The following is a 16,929-nucleotide window of genomic DNA, read 5'->3' as shown; positions in this document are numbered from 1 at the left end:
CTCCGGAAGCAGTGGAGCCATCGGGACACCGATAGACCTCCCAGGCAGATCGCCGCACCGGACCGACCCTCAAGGCGCTGTACATGTCCCTGGCCAGCCGCACCCGACTCGCGGCCCTGCTCGCCGCGTTCTCCGTCGGCATCGCCGGCGTGACGACCTGGGCCTACGGACAGGGAACCGAGCAGCCTCCGGCGGCGCCCGAGGTGGTGGTCAGCCCCAGCGTGACCGAGGGCTCCGCCCTCCAGGTCGTCGCCCACCCCGACGACGACCTGTTCTTCATGAACCCCGACCTGAGCCGTTCCATATCGACCGGCATCAAGGTCACCACGGTCTACCTGACCTCAGGCGAGTCCGACGGCAGGAACGAGGCCCACAGCCCCCACCTGCAGGACGCCGCCGGACCCGCCGACCGCGCCGCCTACGCCGAGGCCCGGCAGAACGGCATACGGGCCGCCTACGCACAGATGGCCACGGGCGACCGCACCAGCGCATGGCAGCGCAAGTCCGTACCCACCGCCGGGGGCGGCAGCGCCGAGGTGGACGTGCTGGTCGCCCGGCCCCAGGTCAACCTGGTCTGGATGGAGCTCCGCGAGGCCCGCAGCATCTCCGGCGACAACCCGGACAGCCTCCGCGGACTGTGGGACGGCCGGACCTCTGCCCTCGGTGCCCAGCTGACCTCCGGAACGCCGGTCAAGCGCTGGTTCTCGTACACCAAGGACCAGGCCGTGGCCGCCATAGCCGGCGTGTTCGAGGCGTACCGGCCGACGACGATACGCACGCAGGACCCGACCCCCGGGAGGGCGGAGGGCGGCGGCGCCTTCCTCGACCACCAGGACCACATGTACGGCGCCCGCTTCGTGCAGGCCGCCGCCGAGCGCTACGCGAAGTCCGAGGACCGGCCGCACTTCTCGGTCCAGAACTACGTGAGCTACCCGAACAGCTCGCTGCCCCCGACACTCGACCCGCGCACGGCCGAGGAGAAGCTCGGCTACCTCAAGACCTACGCCTGGATGGACCACCAGGACTGGTGCGGCAGCACCGCGGGCTGCGGCGACCGCAAGACCGCGACCCGTCCCGCCGGCGCCGGCTGGAGCCAGACCATCCGCTACAGCCGCGGTGACGGCACCTCCTGGATGACCGAGGGCGTCTCCGGACGGCTCTGGGCCTTCGCCGCGCTGGACGGCCGGATGGCGTACTGGTCGCGCAGCGGCCCGCAGGCCCCCTGGCAGGGCCCCGAGTTCCTGCCCGGCGACGGCATCGACGCCGGGGCCTCGGCCGTCCGGCTCTGGGACGGCAGGATCGCGGTGTTCGCCACCCGCACCACCCTCGGCACGACGCCCCAGGACTACGGTCGCGAGATCGTCTACGCCGTCCAGACCGAGGTCGACGGCGGATTCGGCCCGTGGCAGTCGCTGGGCACCCCGGACACCGTGGACCGGTCCGGCACGTCGGCCATCAGCGGACCGGCCGTCGCCGTGGACCCGGAGGGCCGGATGACGGTGTACGTACGGGACTCCCGCCGGACGCTGCGCGCCCGGGCGCAGGCGGCCCCGGGCGGCGCGTTCGGAGCGTGGCAGGCCCTGGGTGGCGCGGGCCTCCAGGGCGACCCGGTCACCTCGACCGACGTGTCCGGGCGCCGCCACGTGTACGCGGCCACGGCCGGCTCCGTACTGGCCTGGGTCCGCCCGGCGCCGGACGCCCCGTACGGCGGCCCCGTCCCGACCGGACTGCCCCAGACGACGGGCGCGCTCTCGGTGCGCCCGGAGGGCGACGGCGTCCGCCTGTTCTTCCGCCGGCCCGGTCTCGGCACCGTCGCCACCAGCCTGGCCCGCGTGGCCGGGCCCGCGCCGGAGTTCTCACCGGTCGCCGAGGCCGGCGGTCTGGGCGGCTACGGCGCCGTGGGCATCGCGGGCGACCTGCTCGCGGGCCGCGCCGGCGCGGGCACGGTCGGACTCGCGGGCGTCGACGGCCCGCAGCCCTGGCAGGAGTCCCAGATGCTCTACACGGGCGCCCCGGCGGGCGTGGCCGAGTGGGCCGGTACGGCGGTCGCGGCGGCCCTCGGCCTGGACGCCGACCTGCACGTCATCACGACGGTCCCGGCGGGCGGCTCCCCGCCGCTCGGCAGCCGGACCCCCTCCCCGTGGCACCGGGCGGTCCAGCCCTGGACGCTCGCGCAAGCCGGACGCCCGGGCTCCGCCGTCGCCGGGGGACAGCCCCCGCAGTGACCTGCGCCGCCGGGTGGCAGGGCTGATCCGGGCGGGCGAGGATGGCGGGCAGACCACCCCCCAGGGGGATGCTGCCGATCGAGCCCGGACTGATCGGCACGACACCCCCCAGGGCGGCCGCACTCGGACCAACGGGCGATCGGGGCTCCCATGACCCCTCCTCTCACCTCGTGCCGACGCATGTGCGGGGGACCCGGAACGACCCGCGCCGCGGCCGCACTCGTCGCCTGCACCGCCTTCACGGCCCTGGTGACCGGATGCAGCGACGACACCGCGCCCCACTGGGGGTATCCGGAGCTCGCGACGACGCTCACCTCGCTCTCCCGCGCGCTCGACGAGGGCTGCGGCGGGACGGCGACCCCCGCGGGCTGCGCGGCGAAACTCGACGGACTGACCGTGCCGATGGAGCGGGCCTTCGCCGAGGTACTCGACCACAAGCTGCTCGACGTCGCGACGGTGACGGCGATGAACGACCTGGACCGTGCGAGGGAGCTCCGCCTCGCCGCCGCGAAGGAGGCCCGGGCACGGCAGGAGCCGGACCACCCCCCGTTCCGGCAGGCGGTGGCGGCGGAGAAGCTCGCGTACCAGCGCCTCATCACCGAGCTGGAGCGCCTGCGCACCGCTCCGCCGCCGGGTGACGGGAACGATCCGCTCTGATCGGCTAAGGGCTGTCCCGTAATCCCCGGTGGATCGGCGCACGGCGTCAGATGCGGTGCATCGCAAGGCGGAGGGGCGTCCTCATACTGTGCGTGTTCGGGCGTTCCGGCAACGCAGCGAGGTGGCGTAGCTGTCGTCGTGCGCCCGCCGGGGATTACGGGACAGCCCTTAGACACCCCTCAAGGCCGCAGGGGCGGGGTGGGCAGCGCCGTGCCGTCGAGTGCCACCAGGGAGAGCACGACGATCGAGCCCGTCCAGGCCAGCGGCGCGACGGAAGACGGCCTGCCCGCCGGGTCCACCTTCTCGGGCAGCTCGCCGAGCTGGTTCCGCTTGGAGAGGACCCAGTCCAGCACCTGCCCGGCCTTGCCGGTCCTGCCGGTGCAGGCCCAGGCGAGGGCGAAGAACGAGGTACTGGGCGTCCAGGCGTTCGCGCCCCAGGGCGCCGTCGGGTCGTTTCCGGGGGTGAGGCCACCGTTCGGCAGGAGCAGCTTCCGGTACGAGGTCTCGAGCGCCCGGGGCACGTCGGCCGGGGCCGTGTTGAAGGGCGGCGCCATGAAGGCCACCGCACTGTCCTGCCCGTGCTGTCCGTCGACGGTCCGCTGGTAGCCCAGCGGGGCGAACCTGCGGGAGATCCCGGCGGAGAGCCGCCCGGCGGCGCCGGACCAGCGTGCCGCGTCCCCCGGCCGGTCCAGCTCGCCGGCGAGGTCCGCGGCAGCGTTGAGTCCGGCCAGCAGCGGGGCGGCCGTCCCGATGTTCGTGGTGGTCGTCATCACCTCCCAGTAGTCCGGGGAGGCCGGGGGCAGGCCGTCCGCCCCCAGGGAGGCCGTCGCGCGGTCGGCCGCCTTGCGGATCATCGGGTACAGGCCGGCCAGCCGGGCCCCGCGGGTGGCGGGAGGGGCCGTCCGGTACCACTGCCAGGTGGCCCAGGGCACCCAGCCGTTGGCGTCGAGCTGCCACCTCCTGCCGTCGGGCGGCCCGGATCCGTCGAGCTTCGTGCGCGCGTCCCAGGTGCCGTCCTTGCGCTGGGTCGCGGCGCTGTAGCGCAGGATCCGGTGGGCCTCGGCGTCATGGCCGGTGTGCGCGAACGCGGCGGCCGCGAAGCTGGAGTCGCGCGGCCAGGAGTACATCCAGCCGGGAGACCATCCCGCCGCCATGGCCCCGTTCGGCCGGAGCAGGGCGCGCATCGACAGCAGGGCCCGCTCGGCCGCCGCGCGCTGCGCCGGAGAGCGGCCGGGGATCCGGCCGGCGGCCAGCCAGGCGCGGGTCTGCGCGATCTGCAGACGGGCCGTCGGATCCTCGGGGGCCACCACGGCCGAGGCCGTCCGGCCGGCGGGCAGGTACCTCCACCGGCCGGACAGCAGCCGCAGTACGTGGCTCCGCTCGACGTACCGTGCGCCCTCGGCGGCGGACGCGGTGACGCCCTCGGCGGCGGTCGTGTTGGCGAGGAGCCCGATGGTGGGGGCGGCGAGCATCGACCGGGGCGCGTAGCTGCCCTCGGCATCGCCGTGGCTCTGGTGTCCGAGGGGCCGGACGAAGAACACCGGGGGCTCCTTGCCGGAGTGCCGGCCGACGGGGCCCGCCGCGACACACACCGGGAGGACGACGCTGGCGAACGACGCCGTGACGGCCGCCCATCGAACGAGCCGGGCAGCAGGCATCGCCACTCCTTGTGTCGGGCTTGCGCGCGCGGCCCCCGGACGTCCCATCGTGGGACAGCGGCGCGGAGCCCGCCACGACATGCCGCCGCCCGGGTGACACCCCGCGGGGAGTGACTTGCGAGGCCGGGCGTTCCCGCACGGAGTAGCCGGGACCCCGCGCGGATGCCGGTGCACGGCGAACGGTGCACATTGGGGTGACCGGAATCGGCGCGCCGCTGCGAAGGACTGGTGGATGGTTACTGCTTCGACCGAGGGGAATCGCCGGTTCGTCCGCAGGCTCCTGCCGGTCGCGGGCGGTGCCCTCGCCGCGGCGGCCGGCGCCCTGGTCGCCGTCGGCTGCTTCCTCGGGCTCTACGTACGGCCCACCTCGGACGACTGGTGCGCCGCATGGAAGTCCCGCGACCTGGGAGTCCTCGGCATCACGCACGACTTCTACGCGACCCAGAACGGCCGGATCACCAACGCCTTCCTGAGCGGCATCATCTACGGCGACGGACTCGCCGGCGTGAAGATACTGCCGACCGTCATCGCCGTAGCCTTCACCGTAGGCCTGGTCCTGCTCGGCATCCGGTTCTTCCGGTACCTCGGTGCGAGACCCCCGGTGGTCTTCCTGGTCGCCGGGTCCCTGGCCGTCCAGGCGCTGCTCTACTACGGCGGAACGCGCAGCTATCAGGTCCTGCTGTGGGCACCGGCCACCATCTCCCACACCATCCCCAGCGTCATCGGAGTATGGGCGCTGCTGCTGGCCGTCTGGACCGTCCGGCAGCCCCGTGCCGCCGTACGCGCGGGCGGTTTCGCCGCGGCGTTCCTCATCGGGTGCGCGCTCGGCACCCTGAGCGAGTCGTTCGCCCTCGTCAGCGGCCTCCTCGCGGCCGGGGTCGCCCTGCTGGCCCTGCCCCGCCTCGGGCTGGCGCGGACCTGGCACCCGTTCACCTGGTGCCTGCTGTGGTGCGCCGGACTCGTCTGCGGTCTGATCGTGCTCTACACGTCCCCCGGTGCCCGGTGGCGCCGCGCCCAGCAGCCCGCCAAGGAGCCGATGCTCTCCGCGACCGAACTCCGGGGCACCTTCGAGGACTGGCTGCGCATGTGGGACACCGTCACCGGCCAGTGGGCCTACCTCGGGGCCATTGCCGTCGGCGTCCTGCTGGGCCTGGCGGCAGGACTCGGAGCCTCGGCGCTCGGCCAACGGGAGTCGGGCCGGGCCGTCCCGCGGAGGATGCTGATCGCCGTGCTGCTGCTCCCGGTGCCCGTCGTGGTGCTGGGCTCGTTCGCGGTGGTGCTGGGCCTGCGCAGCGGATACGGCCCGACCGGATGGACGTACGCCCGCACCTGGACGAACTACCTCGTGCCGATGGAACTGGCGCTGTGCGTCTACGGGGTGCTGCTCGGGGCGTGGGCCCGCCCGTTCCTGGCCCGCCGGGGGGCCACGGCCGTGGCCCTGTCGGCCGCCGTCGTGGCCGCGGCCGGACTGGCGCTGGCCTCGCTGGCCGTGCTCGTCCCGAGCGTCAAGGAGCTCACCACCACCACGGTCACCCGGGCGGTGGCCTGGGACGCCCAGAACTCCCGGATCCGGACCGAGGCGGCGGCGGGCGGCACCGACCTCGGATACCGGCCCATGTACATCGGAAGCCTGGCCGAACCCTTCTTCACCTCCGACTACGAGCGGGACTGGGTCGCGGCCTGTATCGCCAACTGGTACGGCATCGACCGGATACACCGCCTCTGAGCACGGCTGCGCGGGGTTCAGCCGCGCGGCGCCGCAACGCGCCGGGAAGTGCCCGGCCGCGTCCTCGTACTCGTCCAGGTGCCAGCCCGTGGTCTCCGGCGCGCGGCGGAGGTTGTCCTCGGCGAGGAGGTCGTCGGGGTCGAGGGAGCGGCCGTGCCGGGCGGCGCGGCCCGACGGGTGGAAGAGCAGCAGGACCGTGAGGCGCGAAGAGGCCCCTGCTGTCGAACACCGCGATCGACAGGCAGGGGCCTCTTCCACCGGCATTCCCCATGGCGGCGAGAGCCGCTCGACCGTCACCGGGGCCGGTGCGCATGATCGATTGAACCACCCACCAGGCAAATAAGCCATAGTGAGTGGCATATGCGAGGTGTATGGCCGCATTTTCATGGCGTGTGCACGCACTTGGGCCCGTGTCCGGCCGCGAGCGGCGGCTCAGAGGGCCCGAGGGGGACCCCGGAGACGCGTCGCCGGTGGCCCGAGACGGCACGGGAACGCGCAGCCGGCCGCCCGCCGCGATGATCTCACGGACGGTGACGGGCGACACGGCGCGGGGGCTGCCGGTGTCCGGCCCCCCGCCCCCGCCGGGCCGGCACATCCGGCGTACCGAGGACGCCCCCGCGGGCGGCCGCCTCGCCCCTGCGGGCACCAGGATCGGTCCCGCGCTGCTCGGGCTCGCCGCCTCCTGCGGCCACGACACCCTGGCGGTGCGGCCGAGGCCCCGGGCCGCCGTACTGGTCACCGGGGACGAGCCGGACCACTGCGGTGTCCCGGGCCGCGGCCTGGTGCGATGCACTCGGACCGCTCCTTCCGCCCCTGGTCGCCGAACTCGGCGGCGAGAGCGAAGCGGTGCGGTACGTCCCCGACCGGCCGACGGGGCGGCTGGCCGGGGCCGTTCACGGGGCGCGGGACGCCGACGTCGTCGTGGTCACGGGCTCCACCTCGGCCGGCGCCACGGACCAGCTGACCCGGCTGGTGCCCGTGGCCTGGGACGGCGCGGTGGCCAGGATCGCCGACGGGCACCGCGCGGCCTTCCTCCAGGGAGCCGCCGTGGGCGACGCGCTCGCCGCGATCACCCCGGACTGGACCGAGGGCAGCCCGGCGCCCCTGTTCCTGACGTCCGGCTGACGGCTCTCGGCCGCTCCTGAGCAGGGTGATCTTGTGCCGACGATCCGGAGCCGCTCAGTACACGTCGCGGCCGTAGCGCTTGGCGGCGGAGAGCTGCTTCAGGTACGCGGCGGCCTCGTCCGCATGGAGGCCGCCGTGCGTCACGGCGATCTCGCGCAGCGCCCGGTCCACGTCCTTCGCCATCCGGCTCGCGTCACCGCACACGTAGAAGTGGGCGCCCTCCTGGAGCCAGGACCACAGCTGGGCGCCGTGCTCGCGCATGCGGTCCTGGACGTAGACCTTGGTCCGCTGGTCACGGGAGAAGGCCAGATCGAGCCGGGTGAGCGTGCCGTGCCGGTGGAGTTCGTCCAGCTCTTCGCGGTAGTAGAAGTCGGTGGCGCGGCGCTGTTCGCCGAAGAACAGCCAGTTGCCGCCGCGGTGACCGAGCGCGCGGCGGTGCTCGAGGAACGCCATGAAGGGTGCGATGCCGGTCCCCGGGCCGACCATGATCGCCGGGGTGTCCGCGCCCGCGGGCGGGCGGAAGTGCGCCGAGCTCTGTACGAACAGCGGTACCGGTGTGCCCGGTTCGGCGTCCGCGAGGAAGGTGGAGGCCACGCCCTTGCGGGGGTGGCCGCCGGGCCCCTCGTAGCGCAGGGCCGAGACGGTCAGGCTGACCTCGCGCGGGTCGACGAGCGGGCTGGAGGAGATGGAGTAGAGACGCGGCTGGAGCCGCTTGAGGCGCTCGGCCCACTCCTGGGCGGCGATCCGGACCGGGAACTCGGTCAGGACGTCGACGGGCCCGCGGCCCCAGGTCCAGCGGGCGAGGCCGTCCTTGTTGTCGGGGCGGGTCAGCTGCTTGAGCCCGCGGTCGCCGGTGTGCTCGGTGACGAAGCGCAGCAGGTCGGGCGTGAGACGGGTGATGTCCAGGTGCCGGTGGAGCGCCTCGGAGAACGGCATGGGGTCGCGGCCGGGTACGGCGACCTCCGCGTCCGGGGAGAGACCGGTGGCCGCCAGCCACTGCGTCACCAGGTCGGGGCAGTTGACCGGCTGGACCCCGAGGGCGTCGCCCGGCTCGTACGCCGGGCCGTCCTCGCCCAGGTCGAAGGTGAACCGGCGGACCTCCTTGGTGGCGCCGGGCAGGCTGAGCAGCCGGTTGCCGGACAGCCGGGCGACGTAGGGGGAGTTCCGGTCCGCCGCGCGCCGGGGTTCCCCGGCCTCGGTCCCCGGCCCCGGGGAGGCCGCGAGCGCCTCGCGGACCTGCTCCAGCCACCGGCCCGCGGGCTCCTCGTAGTCGGGCTCGCAGTCGACGCGGGGCAGGAGGCGATGGGCCCCGAGCTCTTCGAGGCGCTGGTCGAGCCGGCGGCCGTGGCCGCAGAAGGCGTCGTAGGAGGAGTCGCCGAGCGCGAGGACCGCGTACCGGACGTCCTGGAGGCGCGGTGCGTCGGCGGCGCACAGGGACTCCCAGAACGCGGCTCCGCTGTCCGGCGCGTCGCCGTCGCCGAAGGTGCTGGTGACGATCAGCAGGTCGGTGCCGGGGGCCAGGGCGGCGGGAGCGCGGTCGGCCATGCTGTGGACGGTCGTCGGGGAGCCGCCCTCGGTCAGGGCCGCTCCGACGCCGGCGGCCAGGTCCTCGGCGTTCCCCGTCTGCGAGGCCCACAGGACGACGGTCCGCCGGGTCGGCCGGTCCGGGGTGGCGGGGACGGGTGCGGGGGCGGCCGGGGGGACGGCGGCCAGGGCGGTCGCCGTACGCGAGTACGTGCCGGCGAGGACACCGTCGATCCAGAGCGCGTGCCCGGCCTCGAAGGGGGCGCCGGCCGGAAGCGACGGGACGCCGGTGCCGGCGCCGGGCGGGGCGGAGGCGAGCCCGGCGAGGAAGCCGGCGAGGTACTGGCGCTCCCGGTCGGACAAGGCGGGCGGGGCCTCGTCGTCCAGCCCGAACAGGGCGGTGAGGGCGGCGACCGCGGGGGCGGCCGCGGGCCGGGTCAGTGTCGCCGTGGCGCCTGCTGACGGTGCCTGGGCGGGAGTCTGGCTGCCGGTACCGGAGCCGGCCGCGGCCAGGGCCGCCACGGGGACCGGTGCACGGGTCTTCGTCAGGGTCACCGCGCACATCTTGAAGCCGGGCTGGAAGGAGACCGGGTCGACGGCGTCGTCGGTGACGGCGTTGACGCTGAGGTACTCGCCGAACAGGTCGTTCCAGTGGAAGGGGGCGAAGCAGTTCCCGGGCCGGACCCGGTCGGTGACGACGGCGGGCAGCACGGCCCGCCCGCGCCGGGAGGCCACCTCGACCCCGTCGCCCTCCACGATGCCGAGCGCGGCCGCGTCCTGCGGGTGGATCTCCACGAACGGTCCCGGGGCGAGCTTGTTCAGCCTGGCCACCTTGCCCGTCTTGGTCAGGGTGTGCCACTGGTGCTGCAGACGGCCCGTGTTGAGGACGAACGGGTAGTCGTCGTCCGGCAGTTCGCCGTCGGGAAGGTGGGGGCGGGCGAAGAATACGGCCCGTCCCGTCACCGTCGGGAACACCAGCCGGGGGCGGCTGCCGTCCGGGCGCTCGGCCGGGGTCTGGCTGACTCCGTCGTTGAGGTAGCGGACCGGGTTGCGGTCCGGACCGCCCGGGGCGGCCGGCCACTGGACCGGGCCCGAGCGCAGCCGCTCGTACGTGATCCCGCGCAGGTCCCAGCCCGTCTTCGGGTTCCAGGCCTGCCGGAGCTCGTCGAACACCTCCTCGGCGCAGGTGTAGGTGAACGCCTCGGCGAACCCCATGGCGCAGGCGACCCGGGCGATCAGCTGCCAGTCGGGGAGGGCCTCGCCGGGCGGGTCGGCGGCCCCCTGCACCAGGGTGAGGTTGCGCTCCGAGTTGATCATCACTCCGTCCGCCTCGGCCCAGAGGGTGGCGGGGAGCGCGATGTCCGCGTAGGCGTTGGTCTCGGTCTCCGCGAACACGTCCTGCGTGATGACGAGTTCGGCGGTCTCCAGCGCCTTGATGACGGTGCTGCGGTTGGCGACGGAGGCCACCGGGTTGGTGCAGATGATCCAGCAGGCCTTGATCTCACCGGCGGCCATCTGCTCGAACATCTCGATGGTGCCGCGTCCGGCGCCGGTGCGCAGGGTGCCCTTCGGCACGCCCCACAGCTCCTCGACGTAGGTGCGGTCCTCCTCCACCAGGACCGAGCGCTGGCCGGGCAGGCCCGGCCCCATGTAGCCCATCTCCCGTCCGCCCATCGCATTGGGCTGGCCGGTGAGGGAGAAGGGGCCGCTGCCCGGGCGGCAGATGGCGCCGGTGGCGAGGTGCAGGTTGACCAGGGCGTTGGTGTTCCAGGTGCCGTGGGTGGACTGGTTGAGGCCCATGGTCCAGCAGCTCATCCACTCGCCCGCTTCGCCGATCCAGCGGGCGGCCAGCCGGATGTCCTCCTCCGGTACGCCGGTGATCCGGGCGACCTCGGCGGGCGCGTAGTCCTGGAGGAAGGCGGGCATGTCCTGCCAGCCCTCGGTGTGCTCGGCGATGAACGCGGGGTCGGTCCAGCCGCCCTCGACGAGCAGGTGCAGCAGGCCGTTGAGGAGGGCGAGGTCGGTGCCCGGCCGGATCTGCAGGAACAGGTCGGCCTTGTCCGCGGTGGCGTTGCGCCGGGGATCGACCACGATCAGCCTGGCGCCGGATGCCTTGACGCGGTCCATCATCCGCAGGAAGAGGATGGGGTGGCAGTCGGCCATGTTGGCGCCGATGACGAAGAAGGCGTCCGCCCGCTCGAAGTCCTCGTACGAGCCGGGCGGTCCGTCGGCGCCGAGCGAGAGCTTGTAGCCGCTGCCGGCGCTCGCCATGCACAGCCGCGAGTTGGATTCGATCCGGCTCGTCCGCAGGAAGCCCTTGGCCAGCTTGTTCGCCAGGTACTGGGCCTCGAGGGACATCTGGCCGGAGACGTAGAGCGCCAGCGCGTCGGGGCCGTGGGTGTCGAGGATCTCCCTGAGGCGCCCGGCCGCCTCGGTGACGGCCGCCTCCACCGGGGCCGCGGCGGGCTCGGCGCCCCGCTCGCCGCGGACCATGGCGGTGGTCAGCCGGCCGGGCGCGGCCAGCATGTCGGCGTGCGTGGCGCCCTTGGTGCACAGGCGCCCGGCGTTCGCGGGGTGCCTCCGGTCGCCACTGGCCCTGGCCACCGTACGGCGCCCGTCGCCGCCCGTGGTGATGTCCAGGACGATCCCGCAGCCGACTCCGCAGTAGGAGCAGACCGTACGCACCTGCTGCACCTGCTGCCCGGTCGCGGCTTTCGCCTCCGCCTCCGCCACAGCAGACCCCCTCGCGCCACCGGCCGACACGGCACCGCTCCGGGCCGCTGCGGCCGTGTGCAGGCAGGTCCCGTTGCGGTCCAACGTAGGAAGTCCCTGTTGCGGGCATGTGACGGGCGGTGCCACACGGGGGTTACAAGCGGCTTCGGCAAGATCACCACGGACGGTGAGGTGGTCCGGTCAGCGGCTGAGCGCGTCGAGGTGCCGGTAGAGCGCGTCGTGGCCTTCGGGGGGTGGGGTGCAGACCGTCGACGAGCAGCCCGGCCTCTCGCGCAGCGGCTCCCGCAGGCAGGGGTCAGGTTCCCCCTGACGGCCCACCGCCGGATCACGGGCTCCAGCGGTCGCAGTACTCGATGTGGAGCTCGCGCGCGGCGCCCAGGATGCCGGCGTCGGAGTGGAGCCGGGTGCAGAAGTGGGAATAGCCCGGGTGGGCGGGGACGTGGGCGGGGCCGTTCCGGGCGACCTCGAGGAAGTGCCGGGCGGTGGTCTTGAACACCTTCGCGCTGCCGGTCATGAACAGGGTCTCGGCGTGGAGGTGCTGGTGGAACAGGTCCCGGTTCTCCCGGTGGTGACGCGCCTCGCGGTCGATCAGCAGTTCGGTGGTGGGCGCGGGGTCGAGAAGCGTCACCGTCTTCGGGCGGCCCGGGCCGAGCCGGGTGCGCAGTTTCTTCCAGCGGGAGGGCGCGAACTGGAGCGAGTGGTGCAGCAGTACGAGATCGAGCTGCCGTGTCCCGGAGTCCGGCAGGCCGTGCGCAGGGGTGCGGTTCCCGCGCATCGGCAGGTGGACCAGCGAACGCGGTGACGAGGCGGCGAGCATCCACAGGGCGCCGATGCGCCGCGCGGCGTCCTGGTCGAGGTAGGCGTCCACGTGGCGGTCGTGGTCGGCGAGTACGGCGCGGTCCAGGGGACGGGACGGCCGGATGACCTTGAACTCCACCCGTCCGAGGCGGCCTTGGTGGATGGTGATCGCCAGCTTCACGTGCCGCACGCCCTCGTCTTGTCCGCGGCGCCCGCCCGGGGGACCCCGTCGACCGTCACGCAGATGCCGAAGACCCGATCATGGCTGGTCCAGCCGTTCACCCGGCCCCGGTTGTTGCTGATCTGCACCCGCCGCCGCGCCGGGTCCACGGAGGACACCAGGTGCAGGTACACCGTCCCCGCGACACGGGCGAGGACGATGTCCCCCACCCTCAGCTTCGACGGGTCGACCGGAGCGACCACCACCTGCTGACGGCTCCGAATCAACGGGACCATCGAGGAGCCGGTCGGCCGGAACTCCACGGTGGCCCCGCCGGCCACCCGGCCGGCCACTGCGTCCAGTACACCCATCCGAGGAGGCTGGCAGATCCGGCCGCAGGAACCCATCGATTTACGAGGTGGGAGTCTTCTGGTCGTTCGGGGCCCAATGACACCCCCGGTGTGGCTGGGCCAGCGGCACCGCTTCGTCCTGCGCGGCCTGCCGGCCCACCGGCAGCGGCAGATCACCGCGCTCTGGGCCGGGCCGACGGACCTCGACGCTCTGAAGCGGTCCCAGGAGGCCTGGTTGGCCGCCGTGGAACCGGGCCCGGACTGACCATCGCCTGCCGGTGCTGCGACCACGAGGCGCTCGCCCGCGAGATGAGGCATGGTCCGCGGCCGTCGTCGACGGGACAGCCCTTGGGCTTCGCCCGGCTGCTCGACGCCTGCGGGATCAACGAGTGCGACGCGTGGCACCGCAGCATCCTCGACCGGTGTCCCGCGCTCGGGGCGCGCCACGCGGTGCTGTTCCGCCGTCTCGCGGGTGCGGAGAGGACGTTCACCGCGGGACTGGACACCTCCGACGCCTACCTGGACGGTGCCGGACCGGTTCACCTGCCGGTGCGTTCCCCCCGCGTTCGCCCGGCAGGTGACGGACGACCTGTGTGCCGGGTACCACGACAGACTGGCGCGGTCCGCCGCCGCCGCGCCTCAGGACGAGGACGACTCCTGGAGGTAGGCGGCGATCAGGGCGAGGTCGTTGGCGATGGACAGCACCTCGGTGGGGTCGGCGCCCGGCGTGGAGGCGCCGTTCACGCCCGCGTAGAAGGTGTCGAAGCGACCGCCGCCCCGGTCCAGGTAGCCCGCGATGGTGATGGCGCCCACGGCCAGCCGGTCGTTGAGGGCGTCCCCGCCGACGGCCGCGCCGGTCTTGGCGAACACCTTCCCGCGCGCCGGACAGCTGCGGCAGTTGTCGGCCAGCAGGCCGTCGACACCCAGGATCGGCAGGGCCTCCCGGAACAGCCGCGCGTCCGGGGTGCGCTGCCAGTACGCCAGCATCTGCACGAGCACCTGCGGCGTGGCCCGGTCGGCGGGGTTGCCGCCGCGGCCGTCCATCAGCTGCGCCTGCTCACGGTCGACGCCCGCCCGGTCGAGGAAGCCGGCGAGCACCGGGAATCCGGCCGCGCACTGGTTGCTGTGCGCGGTGCCGGCCAGCAGGCAGATGCCGAGGTTGGCGCCCAGGTTGTGGCTGACCTTGAGGATCAGCTTGGCGTACTGCGCGTAGGGCGGGGAGGTGTACGCGGCCACCCGCGGCCGCCCGTCGTAGTCGCGCGGCAGCCGTCCGACCGGGTTGGCGGCCGACGGGTCCGCCGTGACGTGCACACCGGCCCGTTCGAGTGCCTCGATCAGCGCGACGCGTCCGAAGGCGGCCGGGTCACCGATCGGCGAGGTGCGCAGCAGCGGCTCGGCGTCCGCCGCGATCGTCCCGGTCAGCCGGATCCGGGTGCCGCCGTCGGTGGCCGTCACCGTGATGTCGGTCGGCTTCCCGGCAGCGACGGTCTTCACGGCCGAGGTGACCTGGTACGGAGCCACCTTCGGCCGCCAGTCCAGCCGGGCGTCCGCGCCCGCCCGGTCCCCCGGGGTGGTCAGGAGGTCGATCAGGTTGTCGTTGATGATCAGCGGCGTCGGGGTGGGCACGAGCTCCGGGTCGGGGAGGAACAGCCTGCTGTCGACGATGACGTCGCCGTCGACACGGGTGATGCCGGAGTCGCGCACCTGCCGGGCGAGCCGGTCGATCCCGGCGAGCGGGTTCTCCGGGGTGAGGGTCGCGCCGGGGAAGTCGTTGGCGTAGGTGTGGTCGAGGTCGGTGTACGCGACCGTACCGTCGGGGCGGGTCCTGCCGCCCATGGTGAGGTCCCCCTGGGCGACGAGGTCGAGGTCGCCGGTCAGGGTGGCGCCGTCGCGCTCGCCGACCGCGTAGACCGGCGTCACGAAGCGGTGGTCCGCGCCGAGGGTCTGCCACGGGCCCGAGACGCTGATCAGTTTGGCGGTGGATCCGGGGATGAAGAACTGCCCGGGAAACAGGCTGTGCACGACGCGGCCGCTGTCCGCTTCGGTCTGCAGCAGGCCCCACTGGGCGTTGCGGTAGTCCGGTTTCCGCATGATCGCCGTGATGCGCGGGTCGAGGCCGGCCAGGCCCGTGTCACCGGACGGAGGTGGCGAGGAGGGCGAGGACGGCGAGGACGGAGACGGGGAGGGCGTCGGGTCCGCCCCGGCCGCCGTACCCGCGGTGAGGGCCACGAACAGCAGGGCGGCGCAGGCGGCGGCCGTACCGCGCCGCCGCACCGGTGCGGGGTGGATCGGTCTGCTCACAGCGCGCTCCGTTCGTCGCGGCTGTCTCCTCCCGAGGCCAAGCAACAGGGTGGCACGGCCGGCGCGGCGCGGCGCGCCGGGCGGGTTCACTCCTCGGTCGGCAGCCAGCAGCCGTGCAGGCCGAGCGGGACACGGACGGGGATCCGGGCGCGGGCCACGGGGCCGGAGGCGGGGTCCTCGGCGGGGATGACCAGGAACCAGCTCGATCCGTCGGTACGGTCGGTGGCGAAGGTCAGCCAGTAGCCGCGCTGCTCGGAACCGGGCTGCTCGGAGCCGGGCTCCGGGGCGAAGACCGGTTCGCCGACCGAGAGGTCCCCGGCCGACCAGACGCGGGAGCTGCCGGTCTCCCCGTCGTACCAGCGCACGGCGTCGTACTCGCCTGCCAGCAGGTCCGTCCGTCCGGTGGCGGTGGCCAGCGCGGTGTACCGGTGGCGCCGCCCGATGCACCGGTCGTCGACCCGGGGGAACTCCACCCGGGAGTCGTCCAGCAGGGTGCGGGCCATGCTGCCCGCGGCCGGGTCGAAGCGCGCCCGGGCCAGGCCGCCGCTGATCGGTTCGGCGCCCTCCTCCGCTCCGCCGACGGTCAGCCGGCTCCACTGCACGTAGTCGAGGACGACGGGGGCGTCCTCGCCCGGGCCGTCGTCGTAGGCGTTCACCGTGTGCCACACCCAGAAGGCCTCGTCGGCCGCCCAGCGCACTGGCCCGCCGTCGCGCGGGATCAGCGCCACGCGGGTGCCGCGCTCGGGGCGCCAGGCCAGGAAGGAGCCGCCCGCCATGGCCGCGGCGAGGTCGAAGAAGGCCGGGGCGAGGACGAGGACGGCGTAGCGGTCGGTCAGGGCCATGTCGTGGATCATCATCGGCTCGTCCACCCCGTCGACGGGCGTGGGCCCACGGCTGACCGTGCCGTCGCGGGCGATGACGGACCAGGTCAGGTAGGGCGGCTCCAGGCCGTAGCAGAAGACGACCATCTCGCCCGTGACGGGATCGATCTTGGGATGGGCGGTGATGCCCGCGGGCAGGCTCCCGTCGAAGTCCTCGCGGCCGAGCGTGGCCAGCTCGGTGTCGATGCGGAAGGGGCAGGCCGACTCGGCGAGGGCCAGCAGGCGGCCGGCGTGCCGGACGACGTTGATGTCGGGGAGGTCCCTGAAGGTGCCCGCGAGCTCCGGTCCCACCTGGTCGGCGTCCGGCACGATCATCGACTCGAGCCCGCCCCACAGGGCTCGGCCGGCGCGTTCCTCGGCCACCAGCGCGGGGGTGCGTACGAAGCGGTTGCGGTAGCGGGCCCGGCCACCGGAGAGCCACACGCCGTGCAGCATGCCGTCGCCGTCGATGGGGTACAGGTACGAGCCGATCGGCGTGAAGCGCGGATTGGGGCCGTTGCGCAGGTACAGGCCGTCCAGGGTGCCGGGGATCTCGCCCGTCACCTCCAGGTCCGCGACGTCGACCTCCTCGGACACGGGCGCGAAGGTCCCCAGCAGGTGGGGGACGCGGGTGGGGTCGATGCGGGGTGGCACGTACGTGTTCACGGGACCTCCCGGATGCGGCTCCTCCGCCGGCGCGCTGTGTGCGCCACCTTCCAGTGAAACGCGCGTCGGGCGGGGCTGCCAGACGGCACGGGCCCGCAGTCCGTCCCGGAATGCGGACGGGCGCGGACACTCGCAGGATGGGGAGC

At 73.9% G+C, this 16,929-nt stretch carries 11 protein-coding genes; 5 read left to right on the top strand and 6 right to left on the bottom strand.

Going from position 1 to position 16,929, the window contains the following annotated elements; all coding sequences use genetic code 11:
* The first annotated feature begins 83 nt into the window (after window positions 1-83).
* Both ACGFZK_RS02480 and ACGFZK_RS02475 read left to right on the top strand, forming a co-directional pair.
* Window positions 84-2,225: a PIG-L family deacetylase gene (locus ACGFZK_RS02480; RefSeq protein WP_393846958.1), complete on the top strand. Its 2,142-nt coding sequence runs from the start codon at window positions 84-86 to the stop codon at window positions 2,223-2,225.
* Window positions 2,226-2,405: 180 nt separating this feature from the next.
* Window positions 2,406-2,882, top strand: coding sequence for a hypothetical protein (locus ACGFZK_RS02475; protein WP_393846957.1), 477 nt, complete (start codon window positions 2,406-2,408; stop codon window positions 2,880-2,882).
* Window positions 2,883-3,061: 179 nt separating this feature from the next.
* Here ACGFZK_RS02475 and ACGFZK_RS02470 read toward each other — a convergent pair whose 3' ends face one another.
* Window positions 3,062-4,540 carry a hypothetical protein gene (locus ACGFZK_RS02470; protein WP_393846956.1) on the bottom strand — a complete coding sequence of 493 codons (1,479 nt, stop codon included), beginning with the start codon at window positions 4,538-4,540 and terminating at the stop codon, window positions 3,062-3,064.
* Between the two features lie 232 nt (window positions 4,541-4,772).
* Between ACGFZK_RS02470 and ACGFZK_RS02465 the strand changes: the two genes are divergently transcribed.
* Both ACGFZK_RS02465 and ACGFZK_RS02460 read left to right on the top strand, forming a co-directional pair.
* A complete protein-coding gene (locus ACGFZK_RS02465; RefSeq protein WP_393846955.1) occupies window positions 4,773-6,266 on the top strand; it encodes a hypothetical protein in 1,494 nt (497 codons plus the stop codon).
* Between the two features lie 762 nt (window positions 6,267-7,028).
* Window positions 7,029-7,391, top strand: a complete 363-nt coding sequence (locus ACGFZK_RS02460) for a molybdopterin-binding protein (protein ID WP_393846954.1) — start codon at window positions 7,029-7,031, stop codon at window positions 7,389-7,391.
* Between the two features lie 54 nt (window positions 7,392-7,445).
* Here the strand turns inward: ACGFZK_RS02460 and ACGFZK_RS02455 are convergent, their stop codons facing one another.
* From ACGFZK_RS02455 to ACGFZK_RS02445, 3 genes are all read right to left on the bottom strand, one after another.
* Complete coding sequence (locus ACGFZK_RS02455) at window positions 7,446-11,648, bottom strand: molybdopterin-dependent oxidoreductase (protein ID WP_393846953.1); 4,203 nt, start codon at window positions 11,646-11,648, stop codon at window positions 7,446-7,448.
* A gap of 325 nt (window positions 11,649-11,973) precedes the next feature.
* Window positions 11,974-12,627: a hypothetical protein gene (locus ACGFZK_RS02450; protein ID WP_393846952.1), complete on the bottom strand. Its 654-nt coding sequence runs from the start codon at window positions 12,625-12,627 to the stop codon at window positions 11,974-11,976.
* The gene (locus tag ACGFZK_RS02445) at window positions 12,624-12,977 is read right to left on the bottom strand and encodes a S26 family signal peptidase (protein ID WP_393846951.1); all 354 of its coding nucleotides are present in this window, start codon (window positions 12,975-12,977) and stop codon (window positions 12,624-12,626) included. Before ACGFZK_RS02445 ends, ACGFZK_RS02450 begins: the two co-directional genes overlap by 4 nt.
* Before the next feature lie 76 nt (window positions 12,978-13,053).
* On the opposite strand from ACGFZK_RS02445, the gene ACGFZK_RS02440 reads away from it, so the two are divergent.
* Window positions 13,054-13,221, top strand: a complete 168-nt coding sequence (locus ACGFZK_RS02440) for a hypothetical protein (protein ID WP_393846950.1) — start codon at window positions 13,054-13,056, stop codon at window positions 13,219-13,221.
* 374 nt (window positions 13,222-13,595) lie between these two features.
* On the opposite strand, the gene dacB is transcribed toward ACGFZK_RS02440, so the two are convergent.
* Together dacB and ACGFZK_RS02430 are read right to left on the bottom strand one after the other, a co-directional pair.
* Window positions 13,596-15,257, bottom strand: a complete 1,662-nt coding sequence (gene dacB / locus ACGFZK_RS02435; protein ID WP_393846949.1) for a D-alanyl-D-alanine carboxypeptidase/D-alanyl-D-alanine-endopeptidase — start codon at window positions 15,255-15,257, stop codon at window positions 13,596-13,598.
* 86 nt (window positions 15,258-15,343) lie between these two features.
* Complete coding sequence (locus tag ACGFZK_RS02430) at window positions 15,344-16,783, bottom strand: carotenoid oxygenase family protein (RefSeq protein ID WP_393846948.1); 1,440 nt, start codon at window positions 16,781-16,783, stop codon at window positions 15,344-15,346.
* Window positions 16,784-16,929: the final 146 nt, after the last annotated feature.

The sequence above is a fragment of the Streptomyces sp. NPDC048257 genome, from assembly GCF_043201855.1.
Taxonomy (GTDB): domain Bacteria; phylum Actinomycetota; class Actinomycetes; order Streptomycetales; family Streptomycetaceae; genus Streptomyces.
Note: the sequence above shows the minus strand (reverse complement) of the source record. Positions and strands in the feature narration are given on the sequence as shown.